The sequence below is a fragment of the Coprococcus intestinihominis genome (assembly GCF_040096555.1).
In the GTDB taxonomy this organism is placed as follows: Bacteria; Bacillota; Clostridia; order Lachnospirales; family Lachnospiraceae; genus Coprococcus_A; species Coprococcus_A intestinihominis.
The window spans coordinates 1-20,044 of the sequence record NZ_JBBMEK010000015.1; the positions used below are offsets into that span (position 1 = coordinate 1).

22 protein-coding genes and 1 riboswitch are annotated in these 20,044 nt (G+C 44.6%); of the genes, 6 read left to right on the top strand and 16 right to left on the bottom strand.

The window, feature by feature from the left end; all coding sequences use genetic code 11:
* From WMO25_RS02295 to tenA, 5 genes are all read right to left on the bottom strand, one after another.
* Nucleotides 1-1,095 (bottom strand): ABC transporter substrate-binding protein (locus WMO25_RS02295; RefSeq protein ID WP_349083868.1); only part of this gene is annotated, 1,095 nt, incomplete at its 3' end.
* Between the two features lie 55 nt (nucleotides 1,096-1,150).
* Nucleotides 1,151-2,329 (bottom strand): M20/M25/M40 family metallo-hydrolase, encoded by a 1,179-nt coding sequence (locus WMO25_RS02300; RefSeq protein ID WP_256166911.1) that lies wholly within the window; start codon nucleotides 2,327-2,329, stop codon nucleotides 1,151-1,153.
* A gap of 54 nt (nucleotides 2,330-2,383) precedes the next feature.
* The gene (locus WMO25_RS02305; RefSeq protein ID WP_215689770.1) at nucleotides 2,384-3,127 is read right to left on the bottom strand and encodes an ABC transporter permease; all 744 of its coding nucleotides are present in this window, start codon (nucleotides 3,125-3,127) and stop codon (nucleotides 2,384-2,386) included.
* Entirely contained in the window at nucleotides 3,124-3,876 is a 753-nt protein-coding gene (locus WMO25_RS02310; protein ID WP_117528296.1) for an ABC transporter ATP-binding protein, read from the bottom strand. The genes WMO25_RS02305 and WMO25_RS02310 overlap by 4 nt, the downstream gene beginning before the upstream one ends.
* A 36-nt stretch (nucleotides 3,877-3,912) precedes the next feature.
* Nucleotides 3,913-4,572 (bottom strand): thiaminase II, encoded by a 660-nt coding sequence (gene tenA / locus WMO25_RS02315; RefSeq protein WP_117541199.1) that lies wholly within the window; start codon nucleotides 4,570-4,572, stop codon nucleotides 3,913-3,915.
* 329 nt (nucleotides 4,573-4,901) lie between these two features.
* Nucleotides 4,902-4,998: riboswitch (TPP riboswitch) on the bottom strand.
* 175 nt (nucleotides 4,999-5,173) lie between these two features.
* Between tenA and WMO25_RS02320 the strand changes: the two genes are divergently transcribed.
* Nucleotides 5,174-6,085 carry a LysR family transcriptional regulator gene (locus WMO25_RS02320; RefSeq protein WP_349083871.1) on the top strand — a complete coding sequence of 304 codons (912 nt, stop codon included), beginning with the start codon at nucleotides 5,174-5,176 and terminating at the stop codon, nucleotides 6,083-6,085.
* A 58-nt stretch (nucleotides 6,086-6,143) separates the two neighbouring features.
* On the opposite strand, the gene atpC is transcribed toward WMO25_RS02320, so the two are convergent.
* The 10 genes from atpC to moaC all read right to left on the bottom strand — a co-directional run bounded on the left by atpC (nucleotide 6,144) and on the right by moaC (nucleotide 14,105).
* The gene (atpC, locus tag WMO25_RS02325; RefSeq protein ID WP_349083873.1) at nucleotides 6,144-6,569 is read right to left on the bottom strand and encodes an ATP synthase F1 subunit epsilon; all 426 of its coding nucleotides are present in this window, start codon (nucleotides 6,567-6,569) and stop codon (nucleotides 6,144-6,146) included.
* A gap of 17 nt (nucleotides 6,570-6,586) precedes the next feature.
* A complete protein-coding gene (atpD, locus tag WMO25_RS02330) occupies nucleotides 6,587-7,987 on the bottom strand; it encodes a F0F1 ATP synthase subunit beta (protein ID WP_349083874.1) in 1,401 nt (466 codons plus the stop codon).
* Nucleotides 7,988-8,002: 15 nt separating this feature from the next.
* Entirely contained in the window at nucleotides 8,003-8,899 is an 897-nt protein-coding gene (gene atpG, locus WMO25_RS02335; protein WP_349083875.1) for an ATP synthase F1 subunit gamma, read from the bottom strand.
* Nucleotides 8,900-8,922: 23 nt separating this feature from the next.
* Nucleotides 8,923-10,425: a F0F1 ATP synthase subunit alpha gene (gene atpA, locus WMO25_RS02340; protein ID WP_349083876.1), complete on the bottom strand. Its 1,503-nt coding sequence runs from the start codon at nucleotides 10,423-10,425 to the stop codon at nucleotides 8,923-8,925.
* 21 nt (nucleotides 10,426-10,446) lie between these two features.
* On the bottom strand, nucleotides 10,447-10,965 hold the full coding sequence (gene atpH / locus WMO25_RS02345; protein WP_349083878.1) for an ATP synthase F1 subunit delta: 519 nt from the start codon (nucleotides 10,963-10,965) through the stop codon (nucleotides 10,447-10,449).
* Nucleotides 10,943-11,395 (bottom strand): F0F1 ATP synthase subunit B, encoded by a 453-nt coding sequence (gene atpF / locus WMO25_RS02350; RefSeq protein ID WP_349083880.1) that lies wholly within the window; start codon nucleotides 11,393-11,395, stop codon nucleotides 10,943-10,945. Before atpF ends, atpH begins: the two co-directional genes overlap by 23 nt.
* 57 nt (nucleotides 11,396-11,452) lie before the next feature.
* A complete protein-coding gene (gene atpE / locus WMO25_RS02355) occupies nucleotides 11,453-11,683 on the bottom strand; it encodes an ATP synthase F0 subunit C (protein WP_015513717.1) in 231 nt (76 codons plus the stop codon).
* Nucleotides 11,684-11,727: 44 nt separating this feature from the next.
* Nucleotides 11,728-12,414 (bottom strand): F0F1 ATP synthase subunit A, encoded by a 687-nt coding sequence (locus WMO25_RS02360; RefSeq protein ID WP_349083882.1) that lies wholly within the window; start codon nucleotides 12,412-12,414, stop codon nucleotides 11,728-11,730.
* 544 nt (nucleotides 12,415-12,958) lie between these two features.
* Nucleotides 12,959-13,396, bottom strand: a complete 438-nt coding sequence (locus WMO25_RS02365; RefSeq protein WP_349083884.1) for an MOSC domain-containing protein — start codon at nucleotides 13,394-13,396, stop codon at nucleotides 12,959-12,961.
* Between the two features lie 235 nt (nucleotides 13,397-13,631).
* Nucleotides 13,632-14,105, bottom strand: a complete 474-nt coding sequence (gene moaC / locus WMO25_RS02370) for a cyclic pyranopterin monophosphate synthase MoaC (RefSeq protein ID WP_117528314.1) — start codon at nucleotides 14,103-14,105, stop codon at nucleotides 13,632-13,634.
* A gap of 242 nt (nucleotides 14,106-14,347) precedes the next feature.
* On the opposite strand from moaC, the gene WMO25_RS02375 reads away from it, so the two are divergent.
* Entirely contained in the window at nucleotides 14,348-15,439 is a 1,092-nt protein-coding gene (locus WMO25_RS02375; protein ID WP_349083885.1) for a GTP-binding protein, read from the top strand.
* 164 nt (nucleotides 15,440-15,603) lie between these two features.
* Here WMO25_RS02375 and WMO25_RS02380 read toward each other — a convergent pair whose 3' ends face one another.
* Complete coding sequence (locus WMO25_RS02380; protein WP_181967016.1) at nucleotides 15,604-16,236, bottom strand: GntR family transcriptional regulator; 633 nt, start codon at nucleotides 16,234-16,236, stop codon at nucleotides 15,604-15,606.
* Nucleotides 16,237-16,487: 251 nt separating this feature from the next.
* Between WMO25_RS02380 and WMO25_RS02385 the strand changes: the two genes are divergently transcribed.
* The 4 genes from WMO25_RS02385 (at nucleotide 16,488) to selD (ending at nucleotide 20,018) form a co-directional block, all read left to right on the top strand.
* Nucleotides 16,488-17,264, top strand: a complete 777-nt coding sequence (locus WMO25_RS02385; protein ID WP_117529099.1) for a creatininase family protein — start codon at nucleotides 16,488-16,490, stop codon at nucleotides 17,262-17,264.
* A 123-nt stretch (nucleotides 17,265-17,387) separates the two neighbouring features.
* A complete protein-coding gene (locus tag WMO25_RS02390) occupies nucleotides 17,388-17,705 on the top strand; it encodes a hypothetical protein (protein WP_349083888.1) in 318 nt (105 codons plus the stop codon).
* A 225-nt stretch (nucleotides 17,706-17,930) separates the two neighbouring features.
* A complete protein-coding gene (locus WMO25_RS02395) occupies nucleotides 17,931-18,881 on the top strand; it encodes a TIGR03943 family putative permease subunit (RefSeq protein ID WP_349083896.1) in 951 nt (316 codons plus the stop codon).
* A gap of 105 nt (nucleotides 18,882-18,986) precedes the next feature.
* A complete protein-coding gene (selD, locus tag WMO25_RS02400; protein WP_208728894.1) occupies nucleotides 18,987-20,018 on the top strand; it encodes a selenide, water dikinase SelD in 1,032 nt (343 codons plus the stop codon).
* Nucleotides 20,019-20,044 lie beyond the last annotated feature (26 nt).

Consider the following 20,044-nt stretch of genomic DNA (forward strand, 5'->3'; position numbering starts at 1 on the left):
TGGAATATCCGTTACCAGTGCATCGATATCAGCAGCCTTTGTGATGATGCCCATCTTCAGCAGCCAGTCAGCTGTATTCTGCCAGCTTTCTTTGTTGATAGTCAGGAAGTCAGCGCTGTTGTCAGCCATCAGAGGAAGAAGGATTTCCATACTCTTTTCTTCAACTTCTGAATCCAGAGGATAGTTGGCTTTGTCCTGGTTGTTCAGAAGAATCTGCAGGCAGCCCTGTGGATCATCGAGGACATCCTGGAAGCCTTTTCTGGAAGCGCGGATGAAGCGGGCCAGTTTGTCACTTTCGTTTTTGACCTGATTTTCACCGGTGACAAGGACAAGCTCTTCATAATCCGGACAGCCTTCTTTTGTAATATCGAAATAAGTCACGTCGTAGCCCTCTTTCTGAAGAGCTGGATATTCGTGGTTAATATAGGTACCGATGACAGCGTCTACATTGCCACTGATCAGGGATGTATTCAGGTCGAAGCCCACATCCTGCATCGTCACATCGTCATAGGAGAGTCCATTGTGTTCCATCATCGCTTTGACAAAATATTCATTGTCGACAGTGCCCGGATAGCCGATGATTTTGCCTTTCAGGTCTTTGGCACAGGTAATGTTGCCGGATTTCATAGACATGACGATGTTCAGCGGATGCTGCACAATTGTACCGAGAATTCTGACAGGAACATCCTGATTTGTTGCAGTAGAGATGATGTTTGGCTGGTAGTAGAGACCGGCATCCGCCTGTCCGGCCGCTGTCATCGTGATGGCATCATTTGTATTGGCCGGGAACTGTACATGTACATTCAGTCCTTCTTCCGCATAGTATCCTTTTTCGATGGCAGTGTAGATAAAGGAATGCACCGCATTCGGATACCAGTCAAGGACAATGCTGAAATCTTCAAGGTCACCGTTGGATGCTGTGCTTTCAGCAGCTTCTGAAGATGCTGTGTCAGTCTGTGTTTCAGCAGTACTTTCTGAAGCATTTGAAGCAGCCTCAGTAGTGGATGTGCCTGCGGAAGAATTGCCGCAGGCAGCCATGGAAAGCGTCATAGCAGCAGTCAGGAAAAGTGCAGAAAATTTTTTCATCTTTTTCATAATATAACCCCTTTTTTATTAGTGATCGCTTAGAATTGACATCTAAGCCACTGAATTATTGTTCTTCTTTCATAATACCCAGCATAGCTGCAAAAAGTGCGGTTTTCTCGGTGATTGTTGGAATATAGACCTTTTCCTCGGTTGTGTGCATGCCGGATTCCACAGGACCGAATGCGTCAACGGCCGGCACACCGAAGGAATAGAACCAGTTGGCATCTGTTGCTGTCGGTTCGGCAATTTCTTCCATGGTAATACCGAGGAGCTGACCTGCTTTTTCAGCAATCTGGAAAGCTTTGTGGCCCATTTCGTTCTTCTCAAGGGCAGGGAACAGAATACGGTGTGAAACAGTTGTTTCACATACAGGATCTTCATTGGAAGCGGCCAGAGATTCGATATTGGCTTCGGCTTCGGCAAAGGAAGGACCATTGTCAGGAAGACCTGCTACACAGAATTCCATATGGGCATCACCGGCAACGATACCATTCGGACGCCCGCCGGAGATTGGTGCTACATTATAGTAGATCTCTCTGTCATAGTCATTGAAGCTGTACAGCTTGAGAATCTTATGCGCCAGTTCCTTGACGGCACTGTGCCCTGCCATATAAGCACCGCCTGCATGGGCTTCAACACCCTTGATATCCAGAGCACCCAGGATAACACCTTTACGCTGGCTGACAACACCGTAACCTTTGTCTGTTTTGGCAGCGCTCTCGAAGATGTAAGCACATTCTGTACCAGGTGCTTCTTTCTCGAAGACCTTGCGGCTGGTAATGGAACCGATTTCTTCATCGCAGCTGTAGAGCATAACGATTTCTTTGTTTGGCAGTAAGCCTAATTCGCTGGCGATCTTGACAGCATAGGCAGAAACGGCGAACCCGGCTTTGCAGTCACCGCTTCCCAGGCCGTGGAGCCAATTGTCTTCATCGACATAAGGCGGGAATTTGGCTGCATAGCCAACAGGGAAGACGGTATCCATATGCGAATTCAGGATGATTTTGCCTTCCGGATGTTCCGGTTTGATGCGGGCGATCAGATGGGTGCCGCATCCTTCAAAGAACATTTCTTCCATTGTCACACCGGGGATGGTTTCAAGGACAGCCCGGGCCATATCAATGACCTGCCTATTGCCTTCTACATAATTCGACTCACTGTCAACGGAGGTGAAGCGCATCAGCAAATCTACCTGCTCCTGCAGATAAACTTCTGCTAATTCTTTGATTTTGTTGATATCCATTTGTAAAACTCCTTTCATAGAGGGTGTTGTTCTAAAGGTGTTCGATCATTGTATTTACAGTTCTTTTCGCCATGGGATCGCAATTCTTTCTATAATACCGACAATCGCGACAATCAACATAGCCACTGCGGATAATAAGACAATCGGGGCGAAGACACCGGCACCATCCAGCTGTGTCAGCATACGTTTGCTGAAATAACCAAGACCGCTTTGTGCACCCAGCCATTCTCCGATGGCCGCACCGATGATACTGATCGGAATCGCCATTTTGATGGCTGAGAAGAAATAAGGCAGTGCATTCGGCAGTTTCAATTTCATGAAAATATCCATTTTGCTGGCATTGAAACTGAGCATCAATTCCTCCATTTCACGTTTCGTGGACTGAAAACCGTCATAAACCGTGATGGTGATCGGGAAAAAGGTCATCAGTACTGTTACCAGAACTTTGCTCCAGATGGAATAGCCGAACCAGAGAACAAACAGCGGCGCAATGGCTGTTGTCGGGATCGTCTGGGAGGCGATGACCAGCGGATAAAGGGTACGGCGGATGCCTTCATGCATGTCCATGGCGATGGCCAATGCCAGACCCAGGACGACGGAGATGCCAAGACCGATGAAGGTAACGGACATGGTAGCCGGCAGATGCACCATGAACAGCGGTTCACGCAGTTCCCATAACTTCTGGATAACCTGGATCGGTGTCGGAAGAATATAGGCGGCATTGATGCCAAGTGCCAATGCTTGCCAGCCGATTAAAAGAAGAAAGAAGAGAATCAGCGGCGGTAAATATTTTCTCATATAATCACCTGCTTTCTCAACTGATCGATCAGATATTCTTTTAATTCGACAATCTCCGGTCGTCCCATATCATTGCGGTTTCTAGGATAATCCATGGGAACTTTTAGAACTTCCAGCTCATGGATCGGTGTCTGCTTGACCAGATAAATTTTGCTGGACATAAAGATGGCTTCTTCTACGTCATGGGTGATAAACATAATTGTTTTGTGGAAATGCTGCCATTGCTTCAGCAGCCATTCTTGCATGCTGATTCGGGTTAATGCATCCAATGCACTGAAGGGCTCATCTAAGAGCAGAAGATCAGCATCTGTTAAAAGTGTTCGGGCAAAAGAGATACGCTGACGCATACCGCCGGATAAATCCTTTGGATACTTGGCGGCATAATCAGAAAGTCCGACTTCCTTCAGAATATCAGAAACACGCTGTGTCTGTTCTGACTGAGGAACTTTGGCAATTTCCATGGGAAGGCATAGATTCTTCTCAATGGTGCGCCATGGAAAGAGCAGATCCTTCTGGGGCATATAGCCGGCAGCATGTTTCACGGAAGCAATATCCTGCCCGTTCAGAAGGATATTGCCGCTTTTCCTTTTCAAAAGGCCGTTGGTCAGCTTGAAGATCGTACTCTTTCCGCAGCCGCTGATACCGATAATTGAAATAAACTCCTCGGGTTCCACGGTAAAGGAAAGATCGTCAATGATATTGAAATCTTCGCTGTCATATTGAAAGGTGACATGTTGAAATTCTAACATTTTAGAATACTCCTTGGTAAAAGTTTTGCGTGCGGTCTAAAGCGTCATATTCCAGGCCATATCCCAGAAAAATGCTTCAAAGCGGCTGCATGTCTTGAAGATATCTTTGAGGTGGGCGATATCTGCTTCAGAACAGTGTTCACCGAGACGATCAACGGTGTCCAGGATGCTCTGGTTGCAGGCCACATATTCTTCAGAAACATAGCCTTTGATCCAGTCACCGTAGAATGGATGGTCAGCGGCTCCCGGAATCTGATTCAGTGCTTCTCCGATCATCTGATAGCTCCATGAGCAGGAGAGAATGGAAACAAGCAGTTCCAGAATGCCTTCATTGTGTCCGACTTCCAGCATATAGTGGGTATAGGAAGTGTTCATGATAGAAGGCTTCACATTCGCTACTTCTTCCGGGGTAATGCCAAGGCGGGCCATATAGCCGCGATGGATGTCCATCTCACCGTTTAATGTGTCGTTCACAAGCTGTGAGAAGAACTGCATCATCTCCGGTTCACGGGACTTGACGATACCCAGGGCATAAACTCTGGCATAGTCATAGAGATAAAGATAGTCCTGGAGCATATAAAAACGAAAACGTTCTAGGGAAAGGGAGCCGTCACCGATGCCAGAGACAAAAGGATGCTTCAGATAGCCGTCCCAGATCTCTTTGACGTCTTCGTATAAGATTTCTGTTAATTTCATAAATTTCCTCCTTAAACGAAGGCGTCTCAAAGAACTGTCAATTTATGGCAGGCCGTTCTCACTGCCAACGTCTCGCAGCGGTACATAAGGCGTTAAAAGACAACGCCTAAGTACCGGCGGTCGTTGAAGCACCTGCCCATAAATTGACAGTTCTTCGAGACACCATATAGTTTATTGAATGATGAATGATTTAGTTTAAATGAAAAAGGAGCTCTGCTAAGAAATGAAGCAGGACTCCCGATTAGGTACATGTGTATTCATTACTTATGGTTGCTTATAAATAAAAAGATAATTGAGGCAATCAATCATCATAGCATATAACCATAAATAGTTCATTTACATTGCTTTCCTGCGTTGGGATTATCCACATCAAGTTCAAAGGGTCGGCACAGGCCTCTCAGCAATTAAGCACCCCTAGCAAATTCAGTTTTATTATACAGTATTTGTATACAAAAGTAAATAAAAAAATGAATTGATAAAGAAAGTTATTGTCTGTTTGCAAATTTTGTTTTATACTTTGCGTTATGAGTAGATTAAGGAGAAATAGATCAAAGCAATATAACATCAAGCAAGGCTTGAACATTAGAGAGGAATTGACAGAATGAATCTTGATTACTACAAAACCTTTTATTATGTGGCTTTGAGTAAGAATTTTACGAAAGCTGCAGAGCTTCTTGGCAATAATCAGCCTAATGTAACCCGTTCGATGAATAATCTGGAGGCGGAGCTTGGATGCCGGCTGTTTGCGAGAAGCAACAGAGGGGTATCGTTGACACCGATTGGAGAACAACTATTTCAGTATGTGTCAGCAGCCATGAATAATCTGGAACGGGGAGAAGAGGAGATTAAGAAGACGCTGAATATTGAGAATGGGCTTGTGACTATCGGAAGTAGTGAGACGGCTTTAAGGTTAATGCTTTTGGAGCGATTAGGCAGTTTTCATGAAGAACATCCGAAAATCCATTTTCGAATTTCCAGTTATTCTACACCGCAGACTATACAGGCACTAAGAGAGGGCAAAATTGATTTTGCTGTGATTTCCACACCGGTGGACATAAAGAAACCGCTTCATAAAACACCGCTGATGACTTTTCAGGATGTTTTAATCGGCGGCTCGAAGTACAGAGAGCTGGCATCGAAGACGCGCAGTCTCAATGAATTGATGAGCTATCCATTTGTCTCACTTCCCCCGGAGACTGGGACAAGAATGTTTTATACACAGTATTTTATGAATCAGCATTTATCTTTTCATCCGGAGATTGAGGTGGCAGCCACAGACCAGATTCGTCTGATGGTTCGCTATAATCTGGGTATCGGTTTTTGCCCGGATGACCTGGCAGCAGATTACATTGCAAGGGGAGAGGTGTGCCAGATCCATCTTCAGGAAGAAATCCCAAAACGCCAGATTTGTCTGGTGACGGATGAATCAAAGGTATTAAGCTCTGCAGCCCGGAAGCTAAGAGATGCACTGGCAGCGGATGCCAGCTACAGGCCTTTTTTCTGTGATTGCTGAAGCGAAAGAACGTGTATAAAAAGAAAGAGTATATAGCTATTGAAGAGACAGCCGCCGGTTAAATACGGATCTTGCCGGCTGTCTGTCTTGATGTTTTCAAACGAGCCATGGCTCTGGCCAGTGAAGCGCTGGAATGGTAGTATTCCTGAATACTCTGTTTCTGACGCAGCTGTTCCAGAGCCCTTTCTTTGGCTTCTTCGGCACGGCGAACATCGATTTCTTCCGGTTTTTCTGCACTTTCTGTCAGCAAAAGGACACGGTTGTTGGCAATCTGGACGAAACCGCGGCCAACATAACCGATATGCCAGGTACCGTCTTCCGTTTTATAACGCATTTCTCCGTCCGTGACGGCAATAACCATGGATTCATGGTGGGCTAAAACCTCTTTCTCACCGTCAAAAGCGGGAACGATCAGAGAGAGGCAGGGACCTTCATAGAAGACCCTGTCTGCTGCGATGATTCGCAGATTATACATATCACTCATTAGAAACGCCTGCCTTTCTATTTGACAGAAGCCTGCATTTTTTCAGCTGCACGTTTCACATCATCGATGGTGCCCACGTTAAAGAACGCATTTTCAGGGTAATCATCCATTTCACCGCTGATAATGGCTTTAAAACCACGAATGGTTTCTTCAATAGGTACATAAACACCTTTGATGCCTGTGAAGTTTTCTGCCACGTGGAATGGCTGAGACAGGAATTTCTGGATCTTACGGGCACGATAAACGGTAATCTTATCTTCATCGGACAATTCTTCCATACCCAGGATAGCGATGATATCCTGAAGATCTTTGTAGCTCTGAAGAATTTCCTGTACCTTTCTGGCAACTTCATAATGCTCCTCTCCGACGATATCCGGTTCAAGAATTCGTGAGGAGGATTCAAGAGGATCGACGGCCGGATAAATGCCCTGTTCTACAATTTTTCTTGAAAGAACAGTTGTGGCATCCAGATGGGCAAATGTTGTTGCAGGAGCAGGGTCCGTTAAGTCATCGGCAGGTACATAAACGGCCTGTACAGATGTAACAGCGCCATTTTTTGTGGAAGCGATTCTTTCCTGAAGTTCACCCATTTCAGTAGCCAGTGTCGGCTGATAACCAACGGCAGAAGGCATACGGCCAAGCAGCGCAGATACCTCGGAACCTGCCTGGGAGAAACGGAAGATATTATCGATGAACAGAAGGACATTTCGGTGCTCCTGATCACGGAAATATTCAGCCATTGTCAGACCGGTTTCAGCGACACGCATTCTGGCACCAGGCGGCTCATTCATCTGACCAAACACCAGGGCTGTTTTTTTAAGAACACCTGAAGCTTTCATTTCGGACCAAAGGTCGTTGCCTTCACGGGAACGTTCACCAACACCGGTGAAGATAGAGTAGCCACCCTGTTCAGCTGCGATATTACGGATCAGCTCCTGGATAAGGACTGTTTTACCAACACCGGCACCGCCGAACAGACCGATTTTACCGCCTCTGGCATATGGTGCCAGAAGATCGATAACTTTGATACCTGTTTCAAGCACTTCAGCTACAGGATTCTGATCTTCGAAAGCAGGAGGATCTCTGTGAATAGACCATTTCTCCACATCTTTTAATTCTTCGCCGCCATCAATGGTTTCACCTGTGACATTGAAAAGACGGCCAAGGGTCTGTTCGCCGACAGGAACTTTGATACCGCCGCCGGGAGCAATAACTTCCATATCACGGTAAAGACCTTCACTGGCGGAGAGCATAACACAGCGGACTGTGTGATTACCGATATGCTGTGAAACTTCCATGATACATTTCTGGCCATTATTATCAACTTCAAGGGCATCCTTGATATATGGAAGATCATCATCTTCGAATTCTACATCGACAACAGGTCCCATGACCTGTACAATTTTTCCTTTTTTCATATCGGACACCTCCTTTTAATTTTTTCCTTTTTTCTGAGCCTTGGCACCGGCAATGACCTCAGTGATTTCCTGAGTAATAGCGGCCTGTCGGGCTCTGTTATAAAGTGTTCCAAGCTCCTGAAGAATAGCAGATGCGTTATCAGCGGCAGCCTGCATCGCCATCAGACGGGCATTCTGCTCACTGGCATAAGCTTCTACAAGGGCACTGTAAATATAACCGACGATATAATCCGGTACGATCTGTCCCATGACGGCTTCCGGTGACGGTTTCATGGCGATGTGTTCCATCGGAAGATCGACGGGGATATCTTTGATCATGAAATCCGGACGTTCAAGGGGAAGAAGACGCATGAACTGTGCTTCTTCTGTCATGGCATTTTTCATGCTTGTGTAGACCAGATAGATTTCATCTACCTTTTTTGTACGATAAGCATCGATCAGTGTCTCAGAAATATTTCTGGCACGGCTTAATGTCGGATTCTGAATGGTATAGTGGAACTGGTGGGCAATCGGTAATTTTTTCTGTTGGAAATAATGTCTGCCGATTTCACCAATGACATATAATTTTGCGTTTTTATCGTTTTGAATATGCTCTTCAGCCAGCTTGAGGATATTGTGGTTGTAGGCACCGGCCATACCTTTATCCGCAGTGACGACCACATAGGCACGGCGAATGGTATGCTCATCTATGACAGCATTCGGATCACGGAAGTATTCTGAATGCATTTCGGGAAGATGACGAAGGATTCGGCTCATGGTGGACTGAAGGGTATAGAAATACGGCTCTGTATTCGCTAACGCTTTTTTTGCTCTTCTCAGTTTCGACGAGGAAATCATATACATGGCATTGGTGATTTTCATCGTGTCCTGTATACTTCTCATTCTGTCTCTGATTTCTCTGGCATTTGCCATATCAGATACGCCTCCTTCCTGTCTTACTGCTGTTTGAAGGCTTCAGCGGCTTCATCAATCTGCTTTTTCAGTTCATCTGTCAGCTGACCACCTGTCTGAATGGCTTCACATATATCTGCATGATGCAGATCAAACCATGCCAGAAGGTCATTCTGGAATTTCTTGACAGATTTGAGCTCCACATCATCAAAGTAACCTTTGTTAGCCAGATGAAGGGTAATAACCTGCTGGTTCAGCTGAAGCGGTTTACCGAGCGGCTGCTTCAAAAGCTCAAGAAGGGCATGGCCGTGTTTTAACTGTTGCTTTGTAATATCATCCAGATCAGATGCGAACTGGGTGAAAACTTCCATCTCACGATACTGCGCCAGATCGATACGGATACTGCCGGAAGCTTTCTTCATAGCGCTTGTCTGAGCAGCACCGCCGACACGGGATACAGACAGACCAACGCTGACAGCAGGACGCATACCTGAGAAAAACAGATGGCTTTCAAGGAAAATCTGACCATCTGTAATGGAAATAACATTGGTTGGAATATAAGCGGATAAGTCACCGGCCTGTGTCTCAATAATAGGGAGGGCTGTTAATGATCCGCCGCCAAGTTTTTCACTGAGTCTGCTGGCACGTTCCAGAAGACGGGAATGCAGATAGAACACATCACCGGGATAAGCTTCACGTCCGGGAGAACGCTCCAGCAAAAGGGAGATGGCTCTGTATGCAACGGCATGTTTGCTCAGATCATCATAGACGATCAGGGCATCCTGTCCTTTGTACATAAAGTATTCTGCCAGCGCTGTACCTGCGTATGGTGCGATGTACTGAAGAGAAGAGGAGTCGCTGGCCATGGAAGCCAGAACGATGGTATATTCCATGGCACCATGTTTTTCCAGGTTGTTGACAACTCTTGCAACGGTAGAAGCTTTCTGACCGATGGCAACGTACACACAAACAACGCCTTTGCCTTTCTGGTTGATGATTGTATCTTCTGCAATAGAAGTTTTACCTGTCTGACGGTCACCGATGATCAATTCACGCTGACCACGGCCGATTGGGAACATGGAGTCAATGGAAAGGATACCTGTTTCCAATGGTGTATCAACAGGCTGACGATCAATGATCGCCGGTGCCGGTTCCTCGATGGCACGATATTCAGTGGAAGTAATATCACCTTTGCCATCGATAGGTTCACCCAGGGCGTTGACAACTCTTCCTTTAAAGGCATCACCGACGGGAATGCCGGCTCTTTTGCCTGTACGGATGACCTTGCAGCCTTCACGAATGGATTCGTCGTGGCCAAAAAGGATACAACCGATTTCATTTCGACGGATATTCTGTACCATACCTTTAACGCCGCCATCGAAGACAACGATTTCGCCGTACATCGCATGGTCGATACCGTAAACTATGGCAATACCATCGCCGACCCAGATGACTTCACCGGTCTCTTTGGCTTCATTGTCCCAGTCGTAATTTTCTATTTCATTTTTTATAATCGATATAATATCGTCTGCACTAATGACACTCACATTATCACCTCTTTCAGAGTTTTAAATCTGTCCAACGGCATCCTTCAGCTGACGGATGCGTGCTGCAAATGTCCAATCGTATTCTTCGTTGCCGATACGGATGCGCACACCGCCCAGGAGAGAAGGATTTATGTTGATCTGATAAATCAGTTCTTTGCCGGGATACTTCCGTGAGAGGAAAGCTTTTATTTCATTTTCTTTTTCAGGGGATGGTGTTTCGGCAAAAACACATTCAACCCGTACACGGTTATGAGAAGTATCCCAGATTTTCTGCCATTCAGCATAGATGTCTGCCAGTTCTTCAATTCCGCCGTCATTGCACATGACCTTGTAAAAGTTGATCAGATGGCGGGGGAGACCGGAGCCGTCGAAGACGCGTTCAATCAGATGATGTTTTTTCTCAGATGTCACAAGGGGACTCCGAAGAACGTTCAAAAGTGCAGGAACTTTTTCTGTGATCTCACGGGCAGTCTGAAGTTCTTCAGACGTAATACCCAGCTCATACAGAACAATTGCATTATTTACCGCTCTTTGCGTCATACTGATCACCTGTCATAATAATTTTCTTTGCAGCCAGCATGGCAATATCCATGATCTGTGACTGCAGTTCTTTCTTGGCATTTGCCTGTTCTTTTTCAATATCTTCACGGGCCTGAGCCAGCATTTTGACTCTTTCAGCCTCTGTATCAGCAATCGCCTTGCTGTGTTCTTTTTCGGAACGAACATGGGCAGCTGCGATAATATCGGCGGCCTGTTCTTTAGCAGTGTCAAGCTGCTGCTCATAGTCGGCTTTCATTTTGTTGGCTTCATCCTGCGTTTTCTGTGCAGCATTAAATTGCTGCCTGATCATTTCGTTTCGCTGCTCGATCACACCCATGACCGGCTTGATCAGAAAATGCCGAAGTGCAACAAAAAGGACAAGGACATTGACGACGGTCCAGAAGATTGTCCAGGGTTCCAAACTTAACATAGCTGCACCTGCCTCTCATTCTTACTGTTCCATAAGTTCTATTAAATATCGCAATAATTATTTCAGGAAAAGAATGATCAACAGGGCAATAACGAAACCGTAAATAGCCGTTGCTTCGGCAAGGGCACAACCAAGAAGCAAAGATTTACTGATTTTGCTTTCTGCTTCAGGCTGTCTTGCGATAGCGTCTACTGCGGAAGAAGTTGCTTTACCGATACCAACACCGGCACCAATACCTGTTAATACTGCAATACCTGCACCAATTGCTACGAATAATGTTGCTGACATAATAACTCGCTCCTTTTCTTTTAAAATTGACGGATCATTGAGGATCAGTCGATAGCTTCTTTAATAAATAATGCGGTCAGGAATACAAAAACGTATGCCTGGATCAGCCCGTCGAATATATCGAAGTAGCAGCTGAATACCGCCGGCAGGATGGCCGGGACGACCATCTTCAGCAATTCCATAATGACAAACGAGCCAAGAACGTTGCCGAATAATCGCATACATAATGAAAGTGGTCTGATGAAAATCTCAAGGATGTTGATCGGTAAAATGACAACCATCGGTTCTGCGAAGCTTTTCAGCCAGCCGCAGCCGCCTTTAGCCAAAACACCAGACAGCTCGATCAAAATGATGCTGAGAATTGCCAGTGAAGCCGTTACATTGATATCCTTTGTCGGTGGTTTGAAACCGAGAATGCCGATGAGATTGGCAATACCGATATAAATTCCCACACTCATTAAATAAGGAATAAAACGTTTGCCTTTCTCGCCAAGGATATCTTCGAAGAAGCTATAAATACCACTGACAGCCGTTTCAAGAAGCAGCTGTCCTTTACCTGGGGTTGTGACCTTCAGGTTTCTGACAAAAATCGCACACAGGAGAATCACAACAGCCATGATTAACCATGTTACAAAAACTGATTCAGCCACCGGTATGCCGCCGAAAATCGGAATCGTAAAAGCTGTATCACAGTTTAATTCTTCCATGAGATTTTTTACCAGCTCATCCATATTTATTCACTTCCTTTTCACTTCCCTTTCGGGCTGTTCACAATTTTAGTCTCGTCAAAGGCAATTGTCAAATGTCGAAAAAATAATGAAAATTCACAAATTGAACACAGCTTTGTGGATATTATGCCCTAAAAGTGTGTTTAAGTTGTATTTGAAACTGGTAAAACTTGATTAACGGTCTGTAGAAGAGAATTAATTTTCTCCCATTTGACGTATGTTAGAATTGTGAAACTTTATGGAATATAATCATGATACATCTTTGATATGTCAGAATTGTTTGAAGAATAGTAGACAAATAAGAAAAGTGTGTCGGAAATCTTACACACTTTTCTGTAAAAAAATAAAAAATATGGTAACTGTTCAGAGCCAGCCTCCAAAATGCTACGCATTTCGTCGGTGTGGCGTATCCGCCAAATAAAATTTCAAAAACAGTTTTAAAAATGCAAGCATTTTATACCTGTTTTTTGAAATTTTGCTTGGCTCTGAACAGTTACAAAATATGAATGGCTTAAAGGATAAAATCCTTGAGGAAAAACACAAAAACTTACAGAACAGAAATGGTGTCTCCTATATGGATGGTTCCTTCTTTGATGACTTTGGTAAAAATTCCCTGGGTAGGCATGATGCACTTGCCTACTTTCTGCTGAATGGCACATCCTTTGTGGCATTCCTTGCCAATCTGGGTAACTTCCTGAATGGTTTCACCAATCTGAAGACGAGTGCCCACAGGCAGTTCATAGAGACAGATGTCCTTTGTTGTCAGATTCTCTGCAAATTGCCCCGGCGTCAGGCCTTCAACACCCATTTCAGTCATGATGTCGATACTCTCCTGAGCCAGAAGGCTGATCTGGCGGTGCCAGTTGCCGGCGTGGGCGTCCCCGACAATGCCGTGATCGCATTTGCAGATGGCAGTGTCAACAGGGGTTTTAACCACACCTTTTTCTTTGGATATGTTGATAGATGTAATGGTTCCTTTGATCATATGTTGATAACCTCGTTTTCGTTGATTAGGTATATTTTACTGTAACTGTTCAGAGCTAACCTCCAAAATGCTACGCATTTCGTCGGTGTGGCGTATCCGCCAAATAAAATTTAAAAAACAGTCTTAAAAATGCAAGCATTTTATACCTGTTTTTTGAAATTTTGCTTGGCTCTGAACAGTTACATTTTACTTTTATTTGCACAAAGAAGCTAAATGTCCGGTGATATATGGAGGGTTACTGCTGTGTGAAATGGCCGGATTTGCCGCCGTCTTTCTCGATCACCCGAAGATTTGTGATATGCATGCCACGGTCTATAGCTTTGCACATGTCATAAATGGTCAGTGCAGCAGCTGAAACGGCATGCAGGGCTTCCATTTCCACGCCGGTCTGGCCGGTTGTTTTGACGGAGGCCTTGATGTGGACGGCATTTTCCTCTGTGTCGGTCTCAAAATGGATATCAATGCCTGACAGCATCAGAGGATGGCACATCGGGATGATTGCGGATGTCTGTTTGGCAGCCATAATGCCGGCTACCTGGGCGACAGCCAGTACATCGCCTTTCTTGATCTGTCCGTCGATGATAGCCTGTAAGGTCTCCGGCTGCATATAAATACTGCCGGCGGCCACAGCGATTCGATGCGTGATGGCTTTCTCGGAGACATCTACCATTCGGGCACGTCCCTGGTCATTGATATGTGTAAGAGGCATAAAAACCTTCTCCCTTCAATAGATATGTTGAAATTCGATAGCTGCAATATAGACCATTATAGCTGAAATGAGAAGAAAAATCAAAAAATTTCATAAACTTTAGCGCAATGGTATTGATTTTATAAAAGGGACGCTTTAAAATAGGAAGATGCGGGATAAGATGTCTTGTCAGCAGGACAGAATCCTGTATGTTTTTGACGTTGACAGAAGATGATTGATAGATGAAGAAGGAGGCATGCCTTATGGCAAAGATCGATATTATTTCCGGTTTCCTTGGAGCAGGAAAGACAACACTGATTAAGAAGCTTCTTAGCGAAGCATTAAAGGGACAGCAGGTTGTCCTGATTGAGAATGAATTTGGTGAAATCGGCATTGACGGCGGATTTTTAAAGGATGCAGGTGTGAACATCACAGAGATGAACTCCGGTTGTATCTGCTGCTCACTGGTTGGTGATTTTGGTACAGCGCTGAAGGATGTGATCACGAAGTTTAATCCTGACAGGATCATCATTGAACCGTCAGGTGTCGGCAAGTTATCAGATGTTATCAAAGCCGTTCAGGGTGTGGCAGAAGATGCACCGATTGAACTGAACAGCCTTGTAACAGTTGCAGATGCCAACAAGTGCAAGATGTATATGAAGAACTTCGGTGAGTTCTACAACAACCAGGTTGAGAGCGCACACACCATCGTGCTCAGTCGTACCCAGAATATGAAGCAGGACAAGTTGGAAGCCTGTGTTGCTATGATCAGAGAACACAACAAGGACGCGGCAGTGATCACAACACCTTGGGATGAACTGACAGGTGAACAGCTTTTAGCGGCTATGGAGAAACCGGTGTCTCTGGCTGATATGGTGATGGCTGAAGAGGATATCTGTCCTGTATGCGGCGGCCACCATGATCACGACCATGATGATCACGATCATGAGCATGAACATCATCATGATCACGATGACCACGATCATGAACATGAACATCATCACGACCATGACCATGACGATCATTGCGGATGCGGTCATGACCACGATCATGATCACCATCACCACCATCACGCAGATGAAGTCTTCACAAGCTGGGGCAAAGAGACACCTCGTAAGTATACAAAGGAAGAAGTGGAGACAATTCTGAAGGCGCTTTCCGCTGACAACAATGAATACGGTATTATCCTTCGTGCAAAGGGTATGCTGCCAAGCCAGGACGGTACATGGATATACTTCGATATGGTTCCTGAAGAATACGAGATCCGTGAAGGTCAGCCGGAATATACAGGCCGTCTTTGTGTCATCGGCTCCAAGATTGATGAAGCTAAGCTTGAGAAGCTGTTTATGCTGTAAGTGTACATGAAATAACATATAAGATGAATAGCATAAAAATAAAAGACCGATATTCCAGGAAGATAGATTCCTGGAATATCGGTCTTTTTATCGATGTATGGTAATATGCGAGATTTGCAAAGCATGTTCTATTTTGGTTATAAAGAACTGCAGTAACAATGCTTTTATAATTGGTTGGTCATGAGCTGTGCATGTTCCATCATGGCATCAAAAGCAGCCGAATGATTACCTTTACAGATTGCATCCAGAATTTTTTCATGGCAGGCATAGACATCTTGACGAGGTACTTTTTCATTGAGCTGCAGTTCAGGATGATTTAAAAATCCCATGCCTGAAGATTTTAAGCTGGAAAAATAAGGATCTTGAAGAGAGTCAATCAGTTCTATGTGAAATTGACGATCCAGTGCAAAATATTCGCCGAAATCTGTCTGTTCATCAAGATAGGCTTTCATATCCTGCATAATATATTTCAATCTGCGGACATAAATATTTTTGGGATTTTTGGCGTAGGCTTTGGCGAGTTCGGCCACGCAATAACCTTCAATGGCGTTACTGAAATGGTAGTGCTGCTTGACTTCATCAGCGGTTGGCATATGAAGTTGAATACCGCGGCTTGGCAGAATGTCAATGCGCTTTTCATCGGCTAATTTCTGAATAGCATCTCGTACCGGTGTCTTAGACATGTTCAATTCTATAGCAATTTGATTCAGGGAATATTTTTTATCATATTCGAATTTTCCATCGTCAATCATTTGGACTAACTGTTCATAGGCTTCATCTTTAAGAAAAAGTGACATAGGAATAGCCTCCTTAATTATACATACTGTGTTTATTATAAACGAAATGGCAGAGAGTTTCAACGTGATTGAAGTGTTTTGGAAATTCATCGTTATATTGTACAAAAACATCTACAACTTATTAGCAGTTATGTTAATTGACATAGTTATAACAATAAAGTAATATACCATTATACCGATATATCGGTATAATGGTATATCGAAAGAATATAACCAGGCAAAACAAAATCATAAAGTAGGGGAGAAAGCGTATGGCACTGAATTATCTTTACAAAATGACATCTACAAAAATTAAGGAATTACAGCCAAAATGCAATCTTGCATTTATTCCATTGGGACCGACGGAAGTGCACGGTCCGCATCTGCCATTGATGACAGATTTTCGCAGCGGATTGGAATTGTGCGAAAGAGCAGCAAGAAAGCTGCAGGAAGAGGGGATTGAATCTATCATTGCAACGCCGGTGACGTACTGTGCAGCAGATGTGACAAATGTATTTCCTGGAAATACATCTCTTAGGGTGGAGACTGTCGAGATGCTGTTAGAGGATATATGTCTCAGCCTGGCAAGGAGTGGCTTTTATAATATCATGGTTGTATCTGGACATGCTGACCCGGGTAATGCTGCGGCAGTTGTCAGAGGTATTGAGAATGCGAAAAAGAAAAACAACAAGGTCAATGGTACCTATTCGGCGTGGTTTGACAAAGGCGTTGTTGAAGGTGGCGCAGCAGCATATTTTAATGGTATTCATCCAACATATGACCTCCATGCAGGTGAATCAGAAACAGGATTTGGTTTGATGCGTTATCCGGAATTACTGGATAAAGCGCAGATCGCATCATTGAAGCCGAATTATGAAGGCGAGTTCCTTTTTGAGAGAATTGGTGCGGGGGCAAAAGATTTTATTGAATGTGGTGCACCGGATGCTTACTTTGGTGATCCGGCAGCTGCGACAGCTGAAAATGCGGACAAACAGTATGATGTATTTTCTGATTATGTGGTGGATGAAGTGCGTGCTTTATTGGGATAACAGTAGAGAAGGATGGGGGATGTCAATAATGAAAAGAAATTTGGCAGAATTCTTGAAACAGGTATGGGGTTTATCATGTCATGGGTCCTGAATACATCGGCAATGTAGTTATTAGGAGCTCCAATGACACCGGCTACGGTATTTCCTGCCTGGGTGGGGGCCTTTGCTATTGCGGTAGCCATTAACTATTTTGCACCGGTGATGGATTGGGTGGCATCATGGACAAAAAGAATTAAGAATAAAACATTGGAATATGTTGTAAGAGTGTTGATTTTCTCATTTATTGAAATTCTGTTCAATAGTGTATGGTGTATGTACAATTCGGGGAACATTGTATATTGGCCGGCGAAGTTTCCAATCCTTTTGGCGGTAGGAACAATTGCTATTTTTATTTCTTTGCCAATTATGGTACGGGTAGCCACTGCCTGTGCGAAGAAATAAAATCAGACTGTAAAATATTTGAATTTATCCGGGAAAGCCGAATTGGCAGGCAAATGATTTTGCTCACTGATTCGGCTTTTGGTATTTTATTGTTGGTTAAAATGGGGGGGCGGGTTTTGCAGTTAGCATTGCAGCAGCCCTTTTCGACTTGAATTTCATAGATTTATTTGATATGATAATGAATAGAAAAAGAAATACGAATAAATAGAAAGTTTGGTGATAGAGATGGATAAACTGGAAGTACCGGTATACCTGATAACAGGTTTCCTTGAGAGTGGCAAGACTTCTTTCCTTCAGGAAATCTTTGAAAGCGGTGAATTCGCGGATGGTGAAAGAGGCCTTTTGATCTCATGCGAGGAAGGCGAAGTTGAACTTGATGAGAAGGCAACACTGGCCTGCAAGATCGATACGGTGACACTGGATGAAGAAGAGGAACTGACGGCAGATTTTCTTGAGAACTGCAAGAATGTTTACAAACCGAAGCGGGTTTTTGTGGAATACAACGGCATGTGGGACCCGGATACAATTCTCAGCGTGGATATGCCAAGAGGATGGGAGATTTATCAGATCGTGACTATGATTGATGCAAGTACCTTTGCTGTTTATCTGAACAACATGAAGTCCATTATCGGCAATATGATCAAGTGTACAGAGCTGGTTATCTTCAACAGATGTTCTGAAGAACAGGATCTGCCGATGTTCAGAAGAAATCTGAAGGCTTTGAATTCCAATGTCCAGATGATGTTTGAGCACAAGGACGGCCGAATGATCGAACTGGGCAAGGATATCCCGCCATATGATCTGAATGCACCGATCATTGACATTACAGATGATGATTACGGCATCTGGTATATGGATGTAGCAGATGACAAGGATCGCTATGAAGGCAAGACCGTTCGCTTTACAGCAAGGATCATGAAGAACCGTAAGTTGCCGAAGAATTTCTGTGTACCAGGCCGTAAAGCCATGACATGCTGTGCGGAGGATATCCGCTTTATCGGTTTTTTGTGTAAATACCCTGAACTTGATAATTTAAAGAATGGTGATTGGGTGACACTGACAGCCAATATGCATTATGAACGCAGAAGAGAATACGGCGGTGTAGGTCCTGTGCTTTATGCAACAGAAGTTGTAGAATGCGCAGCACCGGAAGATGAATTAGTTTATTTTAATTAACAGAGTAAAGGGACTGCATGCATGCGGTTCCTTTATCTTAAGCAGAATACCCTTTGGCATGTCTTTAAATGCGTGCCTGAAGGGGGAGAAGGTGTGGCTATTAATATGGAAGAAAAAATTGTTTTCTGCAAAGGCGGCGGATGTACCGCCAAGCTCGGTGCGGGGGTTCTGAGCCGTGTACTGGAAAAACTTCCAAGGGGTGAACAGGATCCATCTCTGCTTGTGGGGTATGACAGCAGGGATGATGCTGCGGTATACAAGATTTCCGATGATACGGCCATTGTGCAGACATTGGATTTCTTTCCACCGATGGTGGATGATCCTTATACATTCGGACAGATTGCTGCTGCTAACGCGCTCAGCGATATTTATGCCATGGGCGGGGAGGTCAAGACAGCGCTGAATATTGTCTGCTTCCCTGAGAAGATGGATTTGAATATTCTGGGTGAGATTATGAGAGGTGGTTCAGAGAAGGTCATAGAAGCCGGTGGCACATTGGCCGGAGGTCATTCTATCGCAGACAGCGATGTGAAATACGGCTTGTCTGTTATGGGAGTGGTTCATCCGGACAGAGTATTGGCCAATAATCAGGGTCAGCCCGGGGATAAGCTGATTTTGACTAAGAAGCTGGGTGTTGGCATTATCTGTACGGCTAACCGGGTTGGCGAAGCATCTGAGGCAGCCATGCATGAAGCTATCAGGTCCATGACGACCTTGAACAAATATGCGTCGGAGATCTGTAGAAAATACGATGTGCATGCCTGTACAGATGTCACCGGGTTCAGTTTTCTGGGACACCTGCATGAAATGTTGGACGGCAAGTTGAACTGCTGTATCGACGCTTCAGAAGTACCGGTCATTGAAGAGGCCCATCGTCATGCGGACGAATTTCTGCTGACAGCGGCCGGTCAGCGCAACAGAAATCACACAGGCCCATTTGTCGAGTTCAGAAATATTCCATTCTCTATGGAAGAAATCCTGTTCGACCCGCAGACATCAGGAGGCCTTCTGGCTGCAGTCAAAGCCGAACAGGCCGAGGCACTTGAAGCTGAATTACAAAATGCAGGTCTTCCGGCGAAGATTGTCGGAACATTATTGGAAAAGAATAGTGAGGCGCCTGAAATAGTTGTAGAATAAATCATCAGGCCAATATGAGCTAATCA